The organism is Actinotalea soli (assembly GCF_017565425.1).
Taxonomy (GTDB): domain Bacteria; phylum Actinomycetota; class Actinomycetes; order Actinomycetales; family Cellulomonadaceae; genus Actinotalea; species Actinotalea soli.
In genome coordinates, this window is record NZ_JAGEMK010000008.1 from 1 (window position 1) to 16534 (window position 16534).

The 16534-nt window shown below is 74.0% G+C and carries 14 protein-coding genes; 6 read left to right on the forward strand and 8 right to left on the reverse strand.

All coding sequences use genetic code 11. The features are described 5' to 3' along the window. Positions 1-390: 390 nt before the first annotated feature. From J4G33_RS13295 to J4G33_RS13330, 8 genes are all read right to left on the reverse strand, one after another. Entirely contained in the window at positions 391-2238 is a 1848-nt protein-coding gene (locus tag J4G33_RS13295) for a putative bifunctional diguanylate cyclase/phosphodiesterase (protein ID WP_208056475.1), read from the reverse strand. A 206-nt stretch (positions 2239-2444) separates the two neighbouring features. Further along, the gene (locus tag J4G33_RS13300; RefSeq protein ID WP_208056476.1) at positions 2445-3596 is read right to left on the reverse strand and encodes a N(5)-(carboxyethyl)ornithine synthase; all 1152 of its coding nucleotides are present in this window, start codon (positions 3594-3596) and stop codon (positions 2445-2447) included. Positions 3597-3678: 82 nt separating this feature from the next. Further along, on the reverse strand, positions 3679-4623 hold the full coding sequence (locus J4G33_RS13305; protein ID WP_208056477.1) for a sulfurtransferase: 945 nt from the start codon (positions 4621-4623) through the stop codon (positions 3679-3681). 77 nt (positions 4624-4700) lie between these two features. Continuing rightward, positions 4701-5186 (reverse strand): glutathione peroxidase, encoded by a 486-nt coding sequence (locus J4G33_RS13310; protein ID WP_208056478.1) that lies wholly within the window; start codon positions 5184-5186, stop codon positions 4701-4703. A 145-nt stretch (positions 5187-5331) separates the two neighbouring features. Continuing rightward, positions 5332-6165, reverse strand: coding sequence for an energy-coupling factor transporter transmembrane component T family protein (locus J4G33_RS13315; RefSeq protein WP_208056479.1), 834 nt, complete (start codon positions 6163-6165; stop codon positions 5332-5334). Continuing rightward, positions 6165-7889 (reverse strand): ABC transporter ATP-binding protein, encoded by a 1725-nt coding sequence (locus tag J4G33_RS13320; RefSeq protein WP_208056480.1) that lies wholly within the window; start codon positions 7887-7889, stop codon positions 6165-6167. Before J4G33_RS13320 ends, J4G33_RS13315 begins: the two co-directional genes overlap by 1 nt. A gap of 2 nt (positions 7890-7891) precedes the next feature. Next, positions 7892-8854 carry a DUF8171 family membrane protein gene (locus J4G33_RS13325; RefSeq protein WP_208056481.1) on the reverse strand — a complete coding sequence of 321 codons (963 nt, stop codon included), beginning with the start codon at positions 8852-8854 and terminating at the stop codon, positions 7892-7894. Between the two features lie 77 nt (positions 8855-8931). Continuing rightward, a complete protein-coding gene (locus tag J4G33_RS13330) occupies positions 8932-10608 on the reverse strand; it encodes an HAD family hydrolase (protein WP_208056482.1) in 1677 nt (558 codons plus the stop codon). Between the two features lie 226 nt (positions 10609-10834). Here J4G33_RS13330 and J4G33_RS13335 point away from each other — a divergent pair, with 226 nt between their 5' ends. The 6 genes from J4G33_RS13335 to J4G33_RS13360 all read left to right on the forward strand — a co-directional run bounded on the left by J4G33_RS13335 (position 10835) and on the right by J4G33_RS13360 (position 16525). After that, entirely contained in the window at positions 10835-11845 is a 1011-nt protein-coding gene (locus tag J4G33_RS13335) for a LacI family DNA-binding transcriptional regulator (protein WP_208056483.1), read from the forward strand. A gap of 109 nt (positions 11846-11954) precedes the next feature. Then, positions 11955-13652 (forward strand): sensor histidine kinase, encoded by a 1698-nt coding sequence (locus tag J4G33_RS13340; RefSeq protein WP_208056484.1) that lies wholly within the window; start codon positions 11955-11957, stop codon positions 13650-13652. Positions 13653-13726: 74 nt separating this feature from the next. Next, positions 13727-14524 (forward strand): DUF2510 domain-containing protein, encoded by a 798-nt coding sequence (locus tag J4G33_RS13345; RefSeq protein WP_208056485.1) that lies wholly within the window; start codon positions 13727-13729, stop codon positions 14522-14524. Positions 14525-14619: 95 nt separating this feature from the next. Beyond that, entirely contained in the window at positions 14620-15096 is a 477-nt protein-coding gene (locus tag J4G33_RS13350; protein ID WP_208056486.1) for a MarR family winged helix-turn-helix transcriptional regulator, read from the forward strand. Continuing rightward, positions 15093-15521, forward strand: coding sequence for an organic hydroperoxide resistance protein (locus tag J4G33_RS13355; protein ID WP_208056487.1), 429 nt, complete (start codon positions 15093-15095; stop codon positions 15519-15521). The genes J4G33_RS13350 and J4G33_RS13355 overlap by 4 nt, the downstream gene beginning before the upstream one ends. Continuing rightward, on the forward strand, positions 15518-16525 hold the full coding sequence (locus tag J4G33_RS13360; RefSeq protein ID WP_208056488.1) for an NADP-dependent oxidoreductase: 1008 nt from the start codon (positions 15518-15520) through the stop codon (positions 16523-16525). The genes J4G33_RS13355 and J4G33_RS13360 overlap by 4 nt, the downstream gene beginning before the upstream one ends. Positions 16526-16534: the final 9 nt, after the last annotated feature.

Below are 16534 nucleotides of genomic sequence, written 5' to 3' on the forward strand. Positions count from 1 at the left end.
CTGACGTTAAACATTCGTCTCAACCACGTCACCGCAACAAGCACACCACCAACCACAACGGTCAGCACTGCACCCACCACGACGACAATTGGCATCGACTTTTGGCACGCTGTTGAGTTCTCAAGGAACAGACGCGCATCCATCCAGGCCCTCAAGGCCCGTCCGGAGGCAACTTCTCTAACTTAGCGGTTCGGACTCCCCTCGTCAAACTTCCCGAGTTCGTCCTGCACCAGGCGCAGATCTTGCCAGAAGCCAGAGGCTCCTGGTGTCGTCCTGCTCGTGGTTCCCCGGGGACTGGCCAGCTCTCGCTGTCCGTTCCTCCCGCTCGGGGCGAGACGCAACATTACGGTTCCACCTCCGGGCGCGCAAGTCCGTGCCTGGTGTCCTGGGTCACGTCCGCCCGTGGACCGCCGCGTACTCGTCGACCGGCCGCGGAGCGCAGACCTCCCGGGCCCGCTCGAGGGCGGCGACGAGGTCCGCGCCAGGCACCGGGCGCGCCAGCAGGTAGCCCTGCCCCGCCCCGCAGCCGGCCACCCGCAGCTGTTCGAGCTGCTCCGGCTCCTCGATGCCCTCGGCGATCACCCTCATCCCGAGCGCGTGGGCGAGCTGCACCACGCCCAGGACGAGAGCCCTGTCCTCCGGGGCCGTGCTCACCCCGCTCACGAAGGACCGGTCGATCTTCACCACGTCGAGCGGGAGCTCACGGAGCCGGGTGAGGGAGGAGTGCCCCGTGCCGAAGTCGTCCAGCAGCAGGGTGACGCCCATCGTGTGGAGCGTGTCGAGCACCGCTCGGGGCTCGCGTCCCTCGACGATCGCGCTCTCGGTGACCTCGAGGGCGAGGTTCCGCGTCGGCACCCCGTGGGCCGCGAGCAGGCGCGCCACCTGCTCCGGCAGCTCAGGGGTCAGCTGGTGGGCACTCACGTTGACCGCGACCGAGAAGTCCTCGTCGACCAGCCCCTCCCTGCGCCAGGAGGCGAGGTCCGCGACCGCGCGCCCGAGCACCCACAGGCCGAGCTGCCCGATCATCCCGCACCTCTCGGCGACGGGGATGAACTCGTCCGGTCCCACGCTGCCGATCTCCGGGCTCGTCCAGCGCAGGAGGCCCTCGACCCCCGTGGCCCGGCCGTCGGCGAGGTCCAGCACCGGCTGGTAGACGAGGGTCAGCTCCCCCCGGGCGACGGCCTCGCGCAGCCCGGTCTCGAGCTGGAGAAGTCGGTGCCCCTGCGCACTGGTGCTGCGGTCGAACACCCGTCGTCGACCGGTGCCCAGGGCCTTCGCCTCGTACATGGCGGTGTCGGCGTCCCGGAGGAGGGTGGCCGGGGTGTCCGTCGGCGTCGCGATCGCGATGCCCGCGCTGCCGTCGACGTACAGGCGTCGTCCCTCGAGCACGAACGGCTCCGCCCAGGCCGAGCTCAGGCGGGCCCACAGGTCGTCGACGTCCACCGCCCCGGAGGGGCCGTGCAGCACCGCGAACTCGTCCCCGCCGAGCCGGACGACGAGGTCGTCGGGGCCGAGGGCGTCGCCGAGCCGTCGGGCGAGCTCGACCAGGAGAGCGTCCCCCGCACCGTGCCCGTAGCTGTCGTTGACGTGCTTGAAGCGGTCGAGGTCGAGCAGGGCGACGGCGACCCCGCCGCCGGAGACCCGGCGCTCTGCCAGGAGCGCCCCCGCACGTCGGTAGAACACCCGCCGGTTCGGCAGACCGGTCAGGGCGTCGTGCGTCGCCGCCTCGTGGAGCCGCGCGGCAGACCGCGACACCACGAGGGTCACCACGATGATCGTGGACATGAGGAAGACGACGACCTCGGCCGCGTCGACCGCGACCGCGTGGGTCGCCGAGGCCGCGGAGATGAGCAGCGCGGTCGACGTCGCGTGGCCCCAGCGCGCCCGTCGGGACAGGATCCCGGCGTAGGCGGTGGTCCACAGCAGGAAGAGCAGGATCGGGCTGCCCGTCTCCGCGGTGACCGCATACCCGACGGCGACCAGGACCTGCACGCCGAGGATGCACGCGTGCACCGCCCGGTTCAGCGCCCGCGCCGGGGCAGGCACGGTGCCGAGAACCACCATCCCCAGTCCGACCACGCAGGCCATGGTGGCCAGGACGACGACCGGCGGGCTCCAGGCCGTGCCGGCGTTCCACGGCAGGAGCGCCCACACGAGGGCCAGCGCCCCGCCGACCAGGCACTGCAGGCCGATGACGCGGGCGAGCTCCTCCGGGGTGAACACGAGCTCGCTCGACACGTGTGGCTGCTGCCGCGCCGTGCCTGCACGTGCGATGCCCCGACGGCGCACCCGTCCTCCTGCTGTTGGATCCGGGGACCGCGATGCCGGTCCTCCTCCCACCATCGGTTCAGGGCGAGGATTCCTGCGAGATTCGGCCAGGTTGTTGCAGGGATCCCGCGTGCTACCCCGGACCGTGTCCCAGACGAGCTGGTCTGGGTCCTCCATCAGCGTCGTCGGGGGTGCGGGTGCTCGGCCGCGCGGCGCTGGAAGGCCAGGACGTCGGGGTTCAGCACGTGCCCGTCACGGATCTCGATCGCCCGCCGGACGGTCTCGTCGGAGTCCCACCCGCGGGGGCCGTCCAGCACGGCCCGCAGGAAGGGCATCACCGCCTCGCTGATCTCCCAGGTCGCCGAGTCCCACAGGTAGGACGGGCTGTGGTCGACCGCGTAGTACAGCACGCCCTGACCCACCGTGAAGGCGGGATCGGCGAAGGAGGTGGGGCGCGCCCAGGAGAAGCCCATGCCCTCGTCGCACGAGACGTCCACGATCACGCTGCCCGAGCGGAAGGCGGCGAGGTCCGCGGTCTGGAGGAAGGTCAGCGGGGCGGCGGTGTCCTGGAGGGTGCAGTTCACGACGACGTCGCTCTGGGCCAGGTAGGGCGCCAGGGGCACCGCGCCGTGCTCGGTCAGCACCTGGCAGGTCTCGGGGGAGGCAGGGTCCTGGTCGAGGTGGACGATCTGCGCCGAGTGGATCGGCGCGGCGACCGCGGCCACCCCGCGGTGCGTCAGGACCCGCACGTCGTGCACCCCGTGGGCGTTGAGGGCCGTGACCGCACCGCGCGCGGTGGCACCGAAGCCGATGACGACGGCGGTGAGCCGGCGCCCGTAGTCCCCCGTCACCCCCGCGAGCTGCAGGGCGTGCAGCACCGAGCAGTACCCGGCGAGCTCGTTGTTCTTGTGGAAGACGTGCAGGCTGAAGCCGCCGTCGCGGTGCCAGTGGTTCATCGCCTCGAAGGCGATGAGGGTCAGCCGCCGGTCGATCGCGAGCTGGGTGACCTCGGGGTCCTGCACGCAGTGCGGCCAGCCCCACAGCACGGTGCCCACGGGCAGCTCGGCGAGGTCGGCGGCCTGCGGCTTGGGCAGCAGGACGACGTCGGAGGTCGCGAGGACCTCGGCCCGCGGGGCGACCCGCGAGACCAGGGCGGCCAGGGCCGCGTCGTCGACGCCGAAGCGCTCGCCGTACCCCTCCTCGAGGACCATGCGGGCGCGCAGGTCGGCGTCGATGCGCCCGAGGTGGTCCGGGTGCAGCGGCAGCCGCAGCTCGGCGGGCTTGCGAGAGGTCGCGACGACCCCGAGGGTCAGGTCGGACTGGGCCATGGTCGCTCCTTCGCGCCAGAGCCGAGGTGGACTCCGTCCTCGTGACAGTACGCCCCCGGGCGGTGCCAGGTGCGTCGTCCGGCTAGGCCCCCGTCGCGACAGGGCGGGAGGGGTCGCGGACCCAGTGGGACCACGAGCCCGGGTACAGGGCCAGCTCGATGCCCACCTCGTGGGCCGCGAGCACGAGCTGGCTCGCCGTCACCCCCGACCCGCAGTACGCGGCTGCGGCACCCTCCCCGACGAGCGGGACGAGCAGCGCGCGGAGCCGATCGGGTGGGAGGTAGCGGCCGTCGGGGCCCTGCAATGCGGCGGTCGGGCAGGAGGTGGCGCCGGGGACGTGGCCCGCGACCGGGTCGACCGGCTCGACCTCACCGCGGAAGCGCTCGGCCGATCGGGCGTCGAGCAGCGCACCGGCCCGGCCCGCGAGGAGGTCCTCCACGGTGACCACGGGCATGGTGCTGCGCGCGCCGGGCGCGCTGGGCCGCTCGCGATCACCGGGCGCGGGATCGGACGTCCCGCCGACGCGGGCCTCGGACCGGGCTCCAGCTCCGGTCGGGGCTCCGGCCTCGGTGGTGCCGCCGGCCTCGAGCCAGGCGGCGAACCCGCCGTCGAGCACCCGGACCTCGTCGTGCCCGGCCCAGCGCAGGCACCACCACGCGCGCGCCGCGGCTGCCCCTGCGCCGCCGTCGTAGGCCACGACCGGCTGGCCGGGGCGGACGCCCAGGCGGTGCAGTGTCGCCGCGAGGACCTCGGGGCTGGGCAGGGGGTGCCGCCCGCCCTCGCCGGGCTCGGCGGCCAGGTCGGCGTCGAGGTCGCAGAAGACGGCGCCGGGCAGGTGGGCCTCGAGGTAGCCGTCGCGGTCGGCCCCCTGGAGGGTCCAGCGGACGTCGAGGAGGAGGGGACGTTCCCCCGCGGCGAGCTCGGCGGCGAGGACCTCGGCCGAGATCAGGGCGCTGCGGCGGGCGCCCGAGGGGTGCTCACCCGAGGGGTGCTCCACGGACTGGTCAGAGGACTCGCTGCTCGCCATGGCCCCACTCTGGCACCGCTCGCGCTGGTCCCGTCGGCCCGGCCGGTCGGTTGCACTCGTCGGCTCGGACCGCCTGCTCAGCTCGCGGGCAGCGCGGCCTCGATGACCTCGACCACCTGCGGGGCGTCCGGCTCGGTGGTCGAGCGGTAGCGGTGCAGGTCGCCGGTGGGCGTGAGGAGGAACTTCTCGAAGTTCCAGCGCACCTTGCCCTTGGTCCCGTCGACCGCGGGGGTACCCGTGAGGGCCTGGAACAGGGGGTGGGCCGAGCGACCGTTCAGCTTGACCTTCTCGAACATCGGGAAGGTCACCCCGTAGGTCATCGAGCAGTACTCCGCGATGGCCTCGGTGCTGCCGAGCTCCTGGAGGAACTGGTTGCTCGGAAAGCCGAGCACCGCCAGCCCGCGGTCGGCGTAGCGCTGGTGCAGCTGCTCGAGGCCGGCGTACTGGGTGGCGAAGCCGCAGCGGGAGGCCACGTTCACCACGAGGCGGACCTTCCCGGCCCACTCGCCGAAGGTCGTGGTGCGGCCGTCCAAGGTGGTCAGGGCGATGTCGTCGAGGTCCATGCCGGGGCAACGTCCGGACGGGGGCCGGACGTTCCCGGCCCCCGTCGCTGACCCACCGCCTCGTGCACCGCGCATGGTCCACCGCGCATGGTCCACCGCGCGTGCTTCAGCGCGCGCACATCACCCCGCGTGCTTCAGCGCTCGTTCACCGCGCCTGGGCGAACAGCGGGACCTGCGCCCCGGTCACGAAGGCCGCGGCGACCAGCACCAGGGTCACGGCCAGGAGCACGACGTCGGCCGCTCCCACCCGGAGGTAGGCGAGCCGCAGGTCCCGGCCGAGCGGGCTCTCCCCCGCGAAGGTGAAGCCGCGGGTCTCGAGGGCCTCGACGGTGGTGCGGGTGCGCTTCGCGGTGTTGAGCATCATCGGGTAGAAGGCCTGGACCAGGGTGGTCGAGAGCCGCACCACGGCCCGCCAGCCGAGGATCCCGCGCCGCTCGAGGGGGGCCGAGCGCAGCCGGAAGCCGTTGACGATGGTGTGGAACTCGGTCATGAGGATCGGCAGCATCCGGTACCCGTAGCTGACCCCGAAGCTCAGCAGCGCCGGGGCGCGCAGGCTGATGAGCGCGTCCGAGAGCTTCTCCGGGTCCAGGGACACGAAGGCCGCCATGCTCGCCAGGCTGATGGTGCCGAGCTTGAGGGTCAGGGTGACCAGGGAGAGCACCGTGGTGATGTCGCCGTCGAACAGCCAGGCGAGCAGCAGCAGGTAGGTGCTCTCGAGCACCAGGCCGATGACGAACAGCCCGAGGATCAGCGGGCCCACCCGCGAGACGAGCACCGCGACGGCGGTCAGCCCGAAGAGCACCGCGAGGGTGGTGATGTTGTGCGTCAGCCACGGCACGACGGCGAAGACCAGGTACCAGCCGAGCACGATGCGCGGGTCCCGGCGGGACAGCAGGCCGCCGCGGGTGGCGTACGCGGTGCGCAGGAGCTCGAGCTTGACCCACTCGACCGACACGACGTCACGCTGCTTGCGGGCCATCAGCGCACCCCCGCCGTGACGGGGCCGGCCACGCGCGCGGTGAGCTCCTCGACCGAGAGCGGGGGCGGGTGGATCCCCAGGGCCCGGCCCAGCACGCTCACCTGCGGCGGGACCAGGTTCACGGCCGCCATCAGGTCCGGGTCGTCGAAGAGCTCGGCCGGGGTGGTGTCTGCGAGGACCCGACCCCCGTGCAGGACGACGACGCGGGTGGCCCACTCGGCCACGAGGTGCATGTCATGGGTCGCGACGGCGACGCAGCGGATGCGCTCGGCCAGGGCCGCGAGCATGGACGTCACGTCGCGCCGGGTGCCGACGTCGAGGCTCGAGGTGGGCTCGTCGAGCAGCAGCAGGGCAGGGGTCATCGCGAGGGCGATGCCGAGGGTCGCGCGGCGCTGCTGGCCCCCGGACAGGGTGCGCCCGTCACGGTCGGCGACCTCGCGCAGCCGCAGCCGGTCGAGGATCTCCTCGACGAGCTCGGCGGTCCCGGGACGTCGCCGCTGCTGGGGGAACATGGCGATGTCCTGACGGACCGAGTCCTGCAGGAACATCTGCTCGGGGTGCTGGTAGAGGTAGCAGACGTGGTCCGCGAGCCGGGCCGCCGAGGTGGAGCGGGTGCTGATGCCCTCGACCTCGACCTCCCCCACCCGCGGCACGTCCAGGCCCGTGAGGAGCCGGAGCAAGGTCGACTTGCCGGCCCCGTTCGAGCCGACGACGGCGATCCGCTCACCCTCGTGCAGGGTCAGGCTGAGGTCGTCCAGGACGGTCGAGAGATGACCGTGCACGTCCCGGTACCCGTGGGTGACCCCCTCCAGGCGCCCGACGACCGGTCCGCGCCGTGCGGTCGTCGTCGGCTCGGCGCGGGCGGCCCCGCTGGTGGAGACCCCGCTGCTGGTCACGACCGCGTCGCCGGCGAGGGCCGTCACGGCCTCCTCGACCGTGAGCGGCACGGGGGCGGCGGGGGCCAGGGCCCGCACGGCCTGCACCACCTGGGGGGCGGGGATGCCGTGCTCGGCGAGCTCCTCGGTGCGCGACAGGGCCTCGCGGACGGGCAGGTGCCAGCGGGGTGCCCCCTGGGCCATGAGCACCACGCTGCGGGCGTACCGGGCGATGAACTCGGCGTGGTGCTCGATGACGACGACGGTGGTGCCCTGCTCGGCGTTGACCCGGGCGAGCATGCGGTAGGTCTCCTCGGCACGGACCGGGTCGAGCTCGGCCACGGGCTCGTCGACCACGATCACCTCGGGGCGCATCGCGAGCACCCCGGCCAGCGCGGTCAGGTGCTCCTGCCCGCCCGAGAGCTGCCACACGAAGGTCGAGGCCAGGTGCTCGATGCCCAGCTGGGCCATCGCCTGCTCGGTGCGCTCGGCGTGGTCGGTCAGCCCGAAGTTGATCGGGCCGAAGGCCACGTCGTCGCGCACCGTGGGGCGCACGAGCTGGTTGCCGAAGTCCTGGTAGACGTAGCCGACCTGGTGGGACAGGGCCGCGACCGAGGACTCGTGGGTGTCCGTCCCGCCGACGTGCACCGAGCCGAGCATCTCCCCGGACCAGAAGTGCGGGATCAGCCCGTTGAAGGTCTTGCAGAGGGTGGTCTTGCCCGAGCCGTTGCCGCCGACCACGGCCACGAAGTCCCCGCGCTCGATGGTGAGGTCGACGCCGACGAGGCTGTCGACCTCGGCCCCGGGGTAGCGGAAGGTGAGGTCACGGACCTCGATGACGGCCGGCACGCTCAGACCCCCGCGTTGCTGCGGGCGACCTCGGTGGCCGACGCCGCCGTGGCGCGGCCCGCCTCGAGCCGACGACGGCGGGCCGAGCGGCGGGCGAGGAGCACCACCGTGACGAGCACCACCGCGCAGGCCGCGACGCTCACCCACAGGAAGCCCATGCCGTACTGCTCGAGGAAGTCCGGCTCCCACAGGCCGAGCTCGACGTCGACGTACTCGAGGAAGGCGAAGAGCCCCGAGGCGATGAACAGCACGACGGCGAGCCCGATGAAGCCGGCGGTCTGGCGGGCGCGGCCGGGCAGCGGGACGCGCGGGTCACGCGGGGCCATGCCCATGAGGGGCTCGATCTTGCCGTGCAGGCGGGGGGCGAGGTACGCCGCGGGGATCGCGCCGAAGATGATGCCGCTGATGAGGAGGTCCGAGGCGAAGGCGACCCCCTCGAGGGCGAGGATCGACTCGGGCAGGCCCTGGACGGACTCGAGGTCCTCGACGCCGACGACGACCTTGAGGATGTCGACCGCTCCGCCGACCCCCTTGTCGATGAGCACCGCGACGATCGCAGCGAGGGCCACCTGCCCGCGACGCGCGGGGTCACGCACCAGCGAGCCGCCGATGTACAGGCCGAGGGCGAGCTGGATGTACCCCTCGAGCTCGCCGACCCCGGAGAAGTTCCCCATGAGGAGGTCGACGAAGATGATCTCCCCCAGGGGCGCACCGAGGGCCGCGTACAGGGGGTGGAAGAGGCTCACCATGACCACCGGCACGAAGGCCAGGTAGGAGACCGAGAGCTCGACGGGGCCGACCCGGAACTCAGGAAGCACCTCGGTGAGGATGTTGGCGAGGCCGAACAGGACCATCGACAGGACGAAGACCATGAGCTTCTGCGAGGAGGCGAGCTCCTGGGGCCGCGGGATGCGGCGCGCGGGGCTGGACGAGGCGGTGTCCGATGACGCGGTGGTGGACGACATGGTGGGCCTTTCTGGGTGAGGACCAGCGAGAGGGGGCGAGCGGGGAGGCTGTGCGGGCTGCGGTGGGGGCAGCGGGCTCAGGCCGGGTCGAGGGCCTGGAGGGCGGTGCGGACGGCGTGCATGTCCGCCACGAGGAGGTCGGGCTCGTGGCCGGGGGCGTCGAGGCCCGCGGCGAGGGCCTCGGGGGCGGGGGCACCGCCGCGCACCACGACCACCGAGCCGACACCGGCCGCACGACCCGCGACGACGTCCCGCCAGGGCTTGTCCCCGACGAACCAGCAGTCCGCCGGGTCCACACCCAGGGCCCGGGTGGCCTCGTGCACGAGCTCGGGGTCGGGCTTGCGGCGGCCGACCTCGTCGGAGTACAGGTGCGCGCCGACGAGGTGGTCCACCCCGGCGTCGACCAGGCGGCGGCGCCCGCTGCGCCCGCAGATGGTGTTCGAGACGATCGCGACCGGCATGCCGACCTCGCGGCACCAGGTGAGGAGCTCCTCGACCCCCTCGCGCAGCCAGGCCCTGCTCTTGGCCTGGGCGTACTCGAAGGCCAGGCTGCTGGCCTCGGCCTCGAGCCAGGCGCGGGGCCCGAGGGCGAGGTTGGAGCCGACCATGCCGCCCCAGAACTCACGGTGGGTGACCTCGTGCGCGACGGGCAGCCCCGCGGGGCCGACGGCGTCGCGCTGCTTGTGCTCGGCGTACGCCTCGCGTCCGAGCCGCAGGGCCGCGCGCAGCTCCTCGTCGGTCAGGGCGTGACCCGCGCGCCGCAGCCGGGCGGCGAGCCGGGTGACGAAGGTGTCGACCGCGGCCGGGGTCTTGGTCGAGGCGGTGAGGACCCCGCCCTGGTCCAGCAGCAGGCCTCGCGGGCGACGCACCGGGCGCGGGGCGGGGGGCTCGAGGACCTCGGCGGGCTCGACGGCGCGAGGTCGGCTGCCCGCGAGGAGCGGCACGAGCCCTTCGGGGGTCTCCAGGACGAGGTCGGCGACCTCCTGCACCGCGAAGGGCGGGGAGTCGGTGTGCTTGCTCCGGGTCAGCACGACGGCGCCCACCCCGGCGCGGCGCCCGGCGACCAGGTCGCGGTCGCGGGTGTCCCCGACGTACCAGCAGTGCTCGGCCACGGTGCCCAGGGCCGTCGCCGCCCGCCGGATCATGTCGGGGTGCGGCTTGCGGATGCCGACCTCGTCCGAGTACAGCTGCACCGCCACGAGATGAGCGAGGCCGTGGTGGCGCATGAGGTCGCGGTGCGCACGGCCCGAGTGCGCGTTGCTGACGATGCCGACCGGGACCCCGAGCTGGTCGGCGAGGGTGAGCAGGTCGAGCACCCCGGGGCGCACCTGGTGGTGGCTGAGCAGCCCGTTGAGCACGGCCATGAGTCCGGCGCCGTCCCCTGCCGCGGTCGCACGGACGGCGTCGGGCTGGTCGGCCAGCAGGAAGTCCTCCCACAGCTCGCGGTGGGTGAGCTCGCGCGGCGCCTGGGTGCGGCTCATGGCGTGCTTCCAGTGCTTGAGGCTCGCGAGGCCTGCGGTGAGGGACTCGGCCAGCCGCGCCGGGGCGACGTCGTGCCCCGCGCCGGCCAGGGTGCCGTGCAGGACGGCGGCCGCCGCGGTCACGCCGTCGGGGCGCTTGACGGTCTCGACGACCACGCCGCCGAAGTCCAGCAGCAGCGCTGCCGGACGCACCTCGAGGGAGGGCGGGACGGGGGTCGTGGGGCTCAGGGCCCCCGGACCCTCGACGGGGGCGAGCTGGTCGGTCGTGGTCACGTGCGGCTCCGGTGCTGTGCGGCGGGCGGGATGTGCCGGGGTGGGCCGGCCGACCCGTGCGGGCCGACCGGGGACCACGGTCCCGAGGTGGGCTGAACGCCGCCGAGCCGCTGGGTGGACAGCGGGTGAACTGGCCTGGAACGTTCCAGCAAGCAGCCAGGGCCCCGAGACCGGCGCCCGCCGCGCCGCACCGAGGCGCCGGGCCGGGAGGCGGCATGATGACCAGGTGAGCGACCTCCGACCACGCCGCCCGACGATCGTCGACGTCGCCGCCGCGGCCGGGGTGTCCAAGTCCCTGGTCTCCCTCGCCCTGCGCGGCGACCCTGGCGTGGGCGCCGCGACCCGCGAGCGCATCCGAGCCTCGGCCGAGGCCCTCGGGTACCGGTCCAACGCCCTGGCCCGGGCCCTGGTGCAGGGCCGGACGGGTCAGCTCGGCGTGGTCGTGACCGACCTGACGAACCCGTACCACGCCGACGTCGCCCTCGGGGTCGAGGAGGCTGCGACCCGGCACGGCCTCGGGGCGCTCATCGCCCACGGCCGGCGGGACCCCGACCGGCTCGCGACGCACCTCGAGGCGATGCTGTCGCTCAACGTCGACGGCCTCGTGGTGGTCAGCTCGAGGGTCGAGCCCGAGGTCCTCGTCACCTGCGCCCGGCAGGTCCCGGTGGTCGTCGTCGGACGGCCCGAGGAGCTGCCCGCGGGGGTGGACGCGGTCGCCAACCACGACGCCGCCGGGGCCCGTCGTGCGGTGGCCCACCTCGCCGAGCTGGGCCACCGCGAGATCGGGTTCGTCACGACCTCGCGCCGCCCCGCCGCCCGGGCACGCCACGAGGGCTACGCCGACGCCCTGGTCGAGCTCGACCTCGGTGCCGAGCGCACGTGGACGGTCGACGGGCCGGAGCAGGTGGGCGTCGCCCTGGCAGAGCTGCTCGCCGCAGGGTGTACCGCGGTGCTGGCCAACAACGACCTGACCGCGGTGGCCCTCCTCGACCACGCCCACGACGCAGGCCTCGAGCTGCCCGGCGGGCTCTCGGTGGTCGGCTACGACGACACGAGGCTGGCCACCACCGTCCGCCCGCGGCTGACCAGCCTCGACCAGGGGGGCGCAGCCCTCGGCGCGGCCGCGGTCGAGCTGCTCGGCGAGCGGGACGCGGGCCGACGGGAGGACCGGCACGTGGTCCTCGAGCCGACCCTCCGGGCGCGCGCCTCGACCGGGCCCCCCTCGCCGCGGGGGTGACCGGGCACCGGTGGCGGCGCTAGCGTGACCGCGGCACCGGGCGCAGCCGACCGGGCCTGGAGGGGCGGGCCCCGCGCGGCCCGCGTCCGCGACGACGGGGGTGGGGACGATGGGGCGGCAGGACCGTGCGGCCACGACGACGGCCGCGACCGCGACGGCGGCGACCGACCTGCTGCGCGCGGTCCTGGACCTCGCGGCCGACCTGGACCTGCCCAGCCTCCTCGAGCGCTTCGTCGACGCCTCGACCGCGATGACCGGCGCGCGCTACGGGGCCATCAACATCCTCGACGACCTGGGGGCCTCGACCACCTTCGTCCAGAGCGGCGTGACCCCCGAGACGGTCGCAGCCCTGGCCCACCCGCCGCACGCGACCGGGGTGCTCGGGCGGATCCCGGCCGAGGGGTTCCTGCGCCTCGAGGACCTCACCCAGCACCCGGCCTTCGGGGGCCTGCCGGCCGGGCACCCGCCCATGGGCTCGTTCCTGGGCACCGCGGTCCGCGTGCAGGACGCGGTCTACGGCTACCTGTACCTCTCCGAGAAGGAGACCGGGTTCGACGAGGAGGACGAGGCCGTCGTCGGGGCCCTGGCCGCGGCCGCCGCGGTGGCCATCCAGAACGCTGAGCTCTACGCCGTCGAGCGCCGCCGCGAGGGCTGGCTCACCGCCGGGCAGCGCATCACGACCATGCTGCTCGAGGGGGCGGACCAGGAGGAGGTGCTCAGCCAGATCGCACGCTCGGCCCGGGAGATCGACGGGGCGGACACCGTCGCCCTGGCCCTGCCGGGGATCGACGGGGAGCTGGTGCTCGAGATCGTCGACGGTCAGGGGTACGACGACCTGTTCGGGGTGGTGCTGCCGCGCACGGGGCGTGCCTGGAGCGCCTTCCGGAGCGGTCACGGCCAGATCGTGCCTTCCCTCGCCCGGATCCCGGGGATCATGCCCGAGCTGCAGGGCTACGGGCCGGCCCTGTACGCCCCGCTGCGCTCGGCGGGCGAGAGCGTCGGGGTCCTCATGGTGCTGCGCCGCCTCGGGGCGCCGCCGTTCACCCCGAGCGACCTGACCCTGGCGCAGTCCTTCGCGGGGCAGGCGGCCCTCGCCTTCGTCCTCGCCGAGGCCCGGCACGCCGAGGACGCCGCAGCGCTGCACGACGAACGCATGCGCATCGCCCGCGACCTGCACGACCTCGCCATCCAGCAGCTCTTCGCCGCGGGCATGCAGCTCGAGACGGCCCGGCACCGGGCCGACGACGAGGCTCGCCTGCCCGGGCTGCTGGGGGTCCTCGAAGGGGCACGCGACAGCGTGGACTCGGCCGTACGGCAGATCCGGGTCATCGTGCGCACCCTCGACAGCCCCGACGAGACCGTCTCCCTGGTCGAGCGGGTGCGTCGCGAGGCCCGCGGGGCGCACGCCTCCTACGGGGTCCCCGCGAGCCTGGAGATCACCCTCGACGGACGCCCCGTGGCCTCGGCGCAGGTCGAGCAGGGCGACGTCGACCGGATCGACGCCGCCCTGGGCGCAGCCCGGGCCGACGACGTCGTCGCGGTGGTGCGCGAGGGCCTCGCCAACGCCGCCCGGCACCCCCGCTGCAGCGCGGTCGAGCTCCGTGTGGCCGTGACCGGGACCGGCCTGGACGGCACCGTGACCGTCGAGGTGCAGGACGACGGCGTCGGGCCGCCCCCCGGGCGTGACCGGCACTCGGGCACCCGGAACCTGGCCGACCGGGCCGCCGCCGGGGGCGGGACCTTCGCACTGACCGGGGCGCCGGGAGGACGCGGTGCGCTGCTGAGGTGGCACGCACCCCTGGGGTGACCCTTGAGGAACGGCTCGCTCGTGCCGATGAGGTCTGAGCGCCCTCGCGCGGCGCCGATCTCCAGGAGACGCCCATGAGCACCCCACCTGCCGGCTGGTACCCCGACCCGCAGAGCCCTGACGACCTGCGCTGGTACGACGGCACGGGCTGGACCGAGCACGTCACCGCCGCCACCCCGGTGGGCGCGAGCCCCGTCGCCGTCGCCGCGACGGCGGGTGCCTTCGAGCCCCAGCAGCCGGTCGAGCAGGTCGCCGCCCCCGCCGCCCACGGGCGGCAGCCTGGCGGGCAGGCCTGGGCGTCGGCTGCGCCCGTCGTGACGGCAGCTCAGCAGGCCGCTCAGCAGCAGCACAGCCCCGCGGCAGGCGCGTGGCAGCAGCAGCGCACCTGGCAGGGGCAGGTCCCGACCCAGGGCGGCCCGGTCGCGTGGCCCTCGACGCCCCCCGCCCGGCGCGGGCTGAGCACCGGGCTCACGGTGCTCGTCGCCCTCGGGGGCGTGATCGCCCTGCTGGTGATCGCCGGCATCGTCGCGTCGATCGCGATCCCCGTGTACCTGAACCAGCGCCAGGCGGCCCTGCTCGAACCCGTCCGTTCGACGACCTGCGAGGAGGTCGCGACCGAGACGATCGCCATCTCCGCGCAGGAGGTGGCGGCCTCGGCCGAGGAGCAGATCCCGCTGGTGAGCCTCACCGAGACGACCCTCGTCGAGGACCGGCGTGGGACCGTGACCGCCCCCTCCCCCGGGACCGAGGCTCTGGTCATGGTCTGCGAGGGCACGGGAGTCTGGGCCGACGACTTCACGAGCACCGTGACCGTGAGCCTCTTCGTCGACGCGACCCTCGAGACCTTCCAGACGGTGACCTGGGAGGAGTAGGCGTCGCGTCAGGCGTGACGCCTAGCCCTGCCCGGCGCATATCGCTTGTGCACAACCGAGTTGTGCACGCCACTGTTGCGGCCTAGGGTCGGGCCATGCCGACCGACCTGGACCTCGACCGTCAGGTCTGCTTCGCGCTCTACTCGGCGTCGCGGGCCATCACCGCCGCGTACCGCCCTCTGCTCGACCCGCTCGGGCTCACCTACCCGCAGTACCTCGTCATGCTCGTGCTCTGGGAGCGCGACGGTCGCGGGGTCCGCGAGCTCGGCGAGGCCCTCGCCCTGGACTCGGGCACCCTCTCCCCCCTGGTGAAACGGCTCGAGACCCTCGGGCTCGTCGAGCGACGCCGACAGACCGAGGACGAGCGCCGCGTCTCGGTGCACCTCACCGCCCGGGGCACCGCGCTCCGCGAGCGAGCCGAGAGCGTCCCCGCCCACCTGGCCTCCGCCACCGGGCTCACCCCCGGGGAGATCGCCCAGCTGCACCAGACCCTGACCCGGCTGCGGCACACCACCCAGCAGCCGACCGGAACCACCACCAGCACCACCGCCACGGAAGAGGTCACCCCATGAACATCGTCTACACCGCCGACGCCCTCGCGACCGGCGAGGGCCGCAACGGCCGCGCCACCACCTCGGACGGCCGCCTCGACCTGCAGATGGCCGTCCCCCGCGAGATGGGCGGCAGCGGGGACGGCACCAACCCCGAGCAGCTCTTCGCCGCCGGCTACGCGGCCTGCTTCCACTCCGCCCTCCAGTCCGTCGCTCGCGCCACGAAGGCCGACGTCCGGGACTCGGCCGTGGGCGCCCAGGTCGGCATCGGCCCCACGGGGGACGGCGCGTTCGGGCTCGAGATCACCCTCGAGGTCACGCTGCCCCACCTCTCCCGCGAGGAGGCCCAGGCCCTGACCGAGCAGGCCCACCAGGTGTGCCCGTACTCCAACGCGATCCGCGGCAACGTCGAGGTGACCCTCACGGTCACCGAAGAGGCCGCATGAGCACCCCGACCACCACCCGCGAGGTCCACCTCGCCCAGCGCCCCACGGGTCGGCCCACCGCCGAGACCTTCGCGCTGGTCGAGGCCGACCTGCCCGAGCTCGCCGAGGGCCAGGTGCTGGTGCGCACCACCGCGATGTCGGTCGACCCCTACATGCGGCCCCGGATGAACGACGTGAAGTCCTACGTGCCGCCCTTCCAGCTGGGCGCCCCCCTCGACGGCGGCGCGGTGGGCGAGGTCATGGCCTCACGGTCGCCCGACCGGTCCGTGGGTGACGTCGTCCTGCACGGCCTGGGCTGGCGCGAGCACGCCGTCGTCGACGCCGTCCGCACCACGCGTGTGGACACCTCCCTCGCCCCGGCCCAGGCCTACCTCGGAGCCCTGGGCATGCCCGGGCTGACCGCCTACGTCGGGCTGACCGCGGTGGCCGAGCTCGCCGAGGGCGACCGGGTGTTCGTCTCCGGGGCCGCCGGGGCGGTGGGCTCCCTCGCCGTGCAGATGGCCCGGCTGCTCGGCGCCTCGCAGGTGGTGGGCAGCGCAGGCTCGGCGGCCAAGGTCACGCGGCTGCGCGAGCTCGGGGTCGACGCCGCCTTCGACTACCACGACGGCCCCGTGGCCGAGCAGCTCGCCGCCGCCGCCCCCGAGGGCATCGACCTCTACTTCGACAACGTCGGCGGTGAGCACCTCGAGGCCGCGATCGCCTCGGCCCGGCAGGGCGGGCGGATCGCGCTGTGCGGGGCGATCTCCCAGTACGACGCCGCCGAGGCCCGGGGCCCGCGCAACATGTTCAGCGCGATCGGCAAGGGCCTGACCCTGCGCGGGTTTATCGTGGGCACCTACGCCCACCTGCAGCCCGAGTTCGCGCAGCGGATGGCCGGGTGGCTCGCCGACGGGAGCATCCAGACCGACGAGACCGTCGTCCACGGCCTCGAGAACGCCCCTGACGCGTTCATCGGCATGCTGGGCGGCCAGAACACGGGGAAGATGATCGTCGCCCTCGGCTGAGGTGGGCGT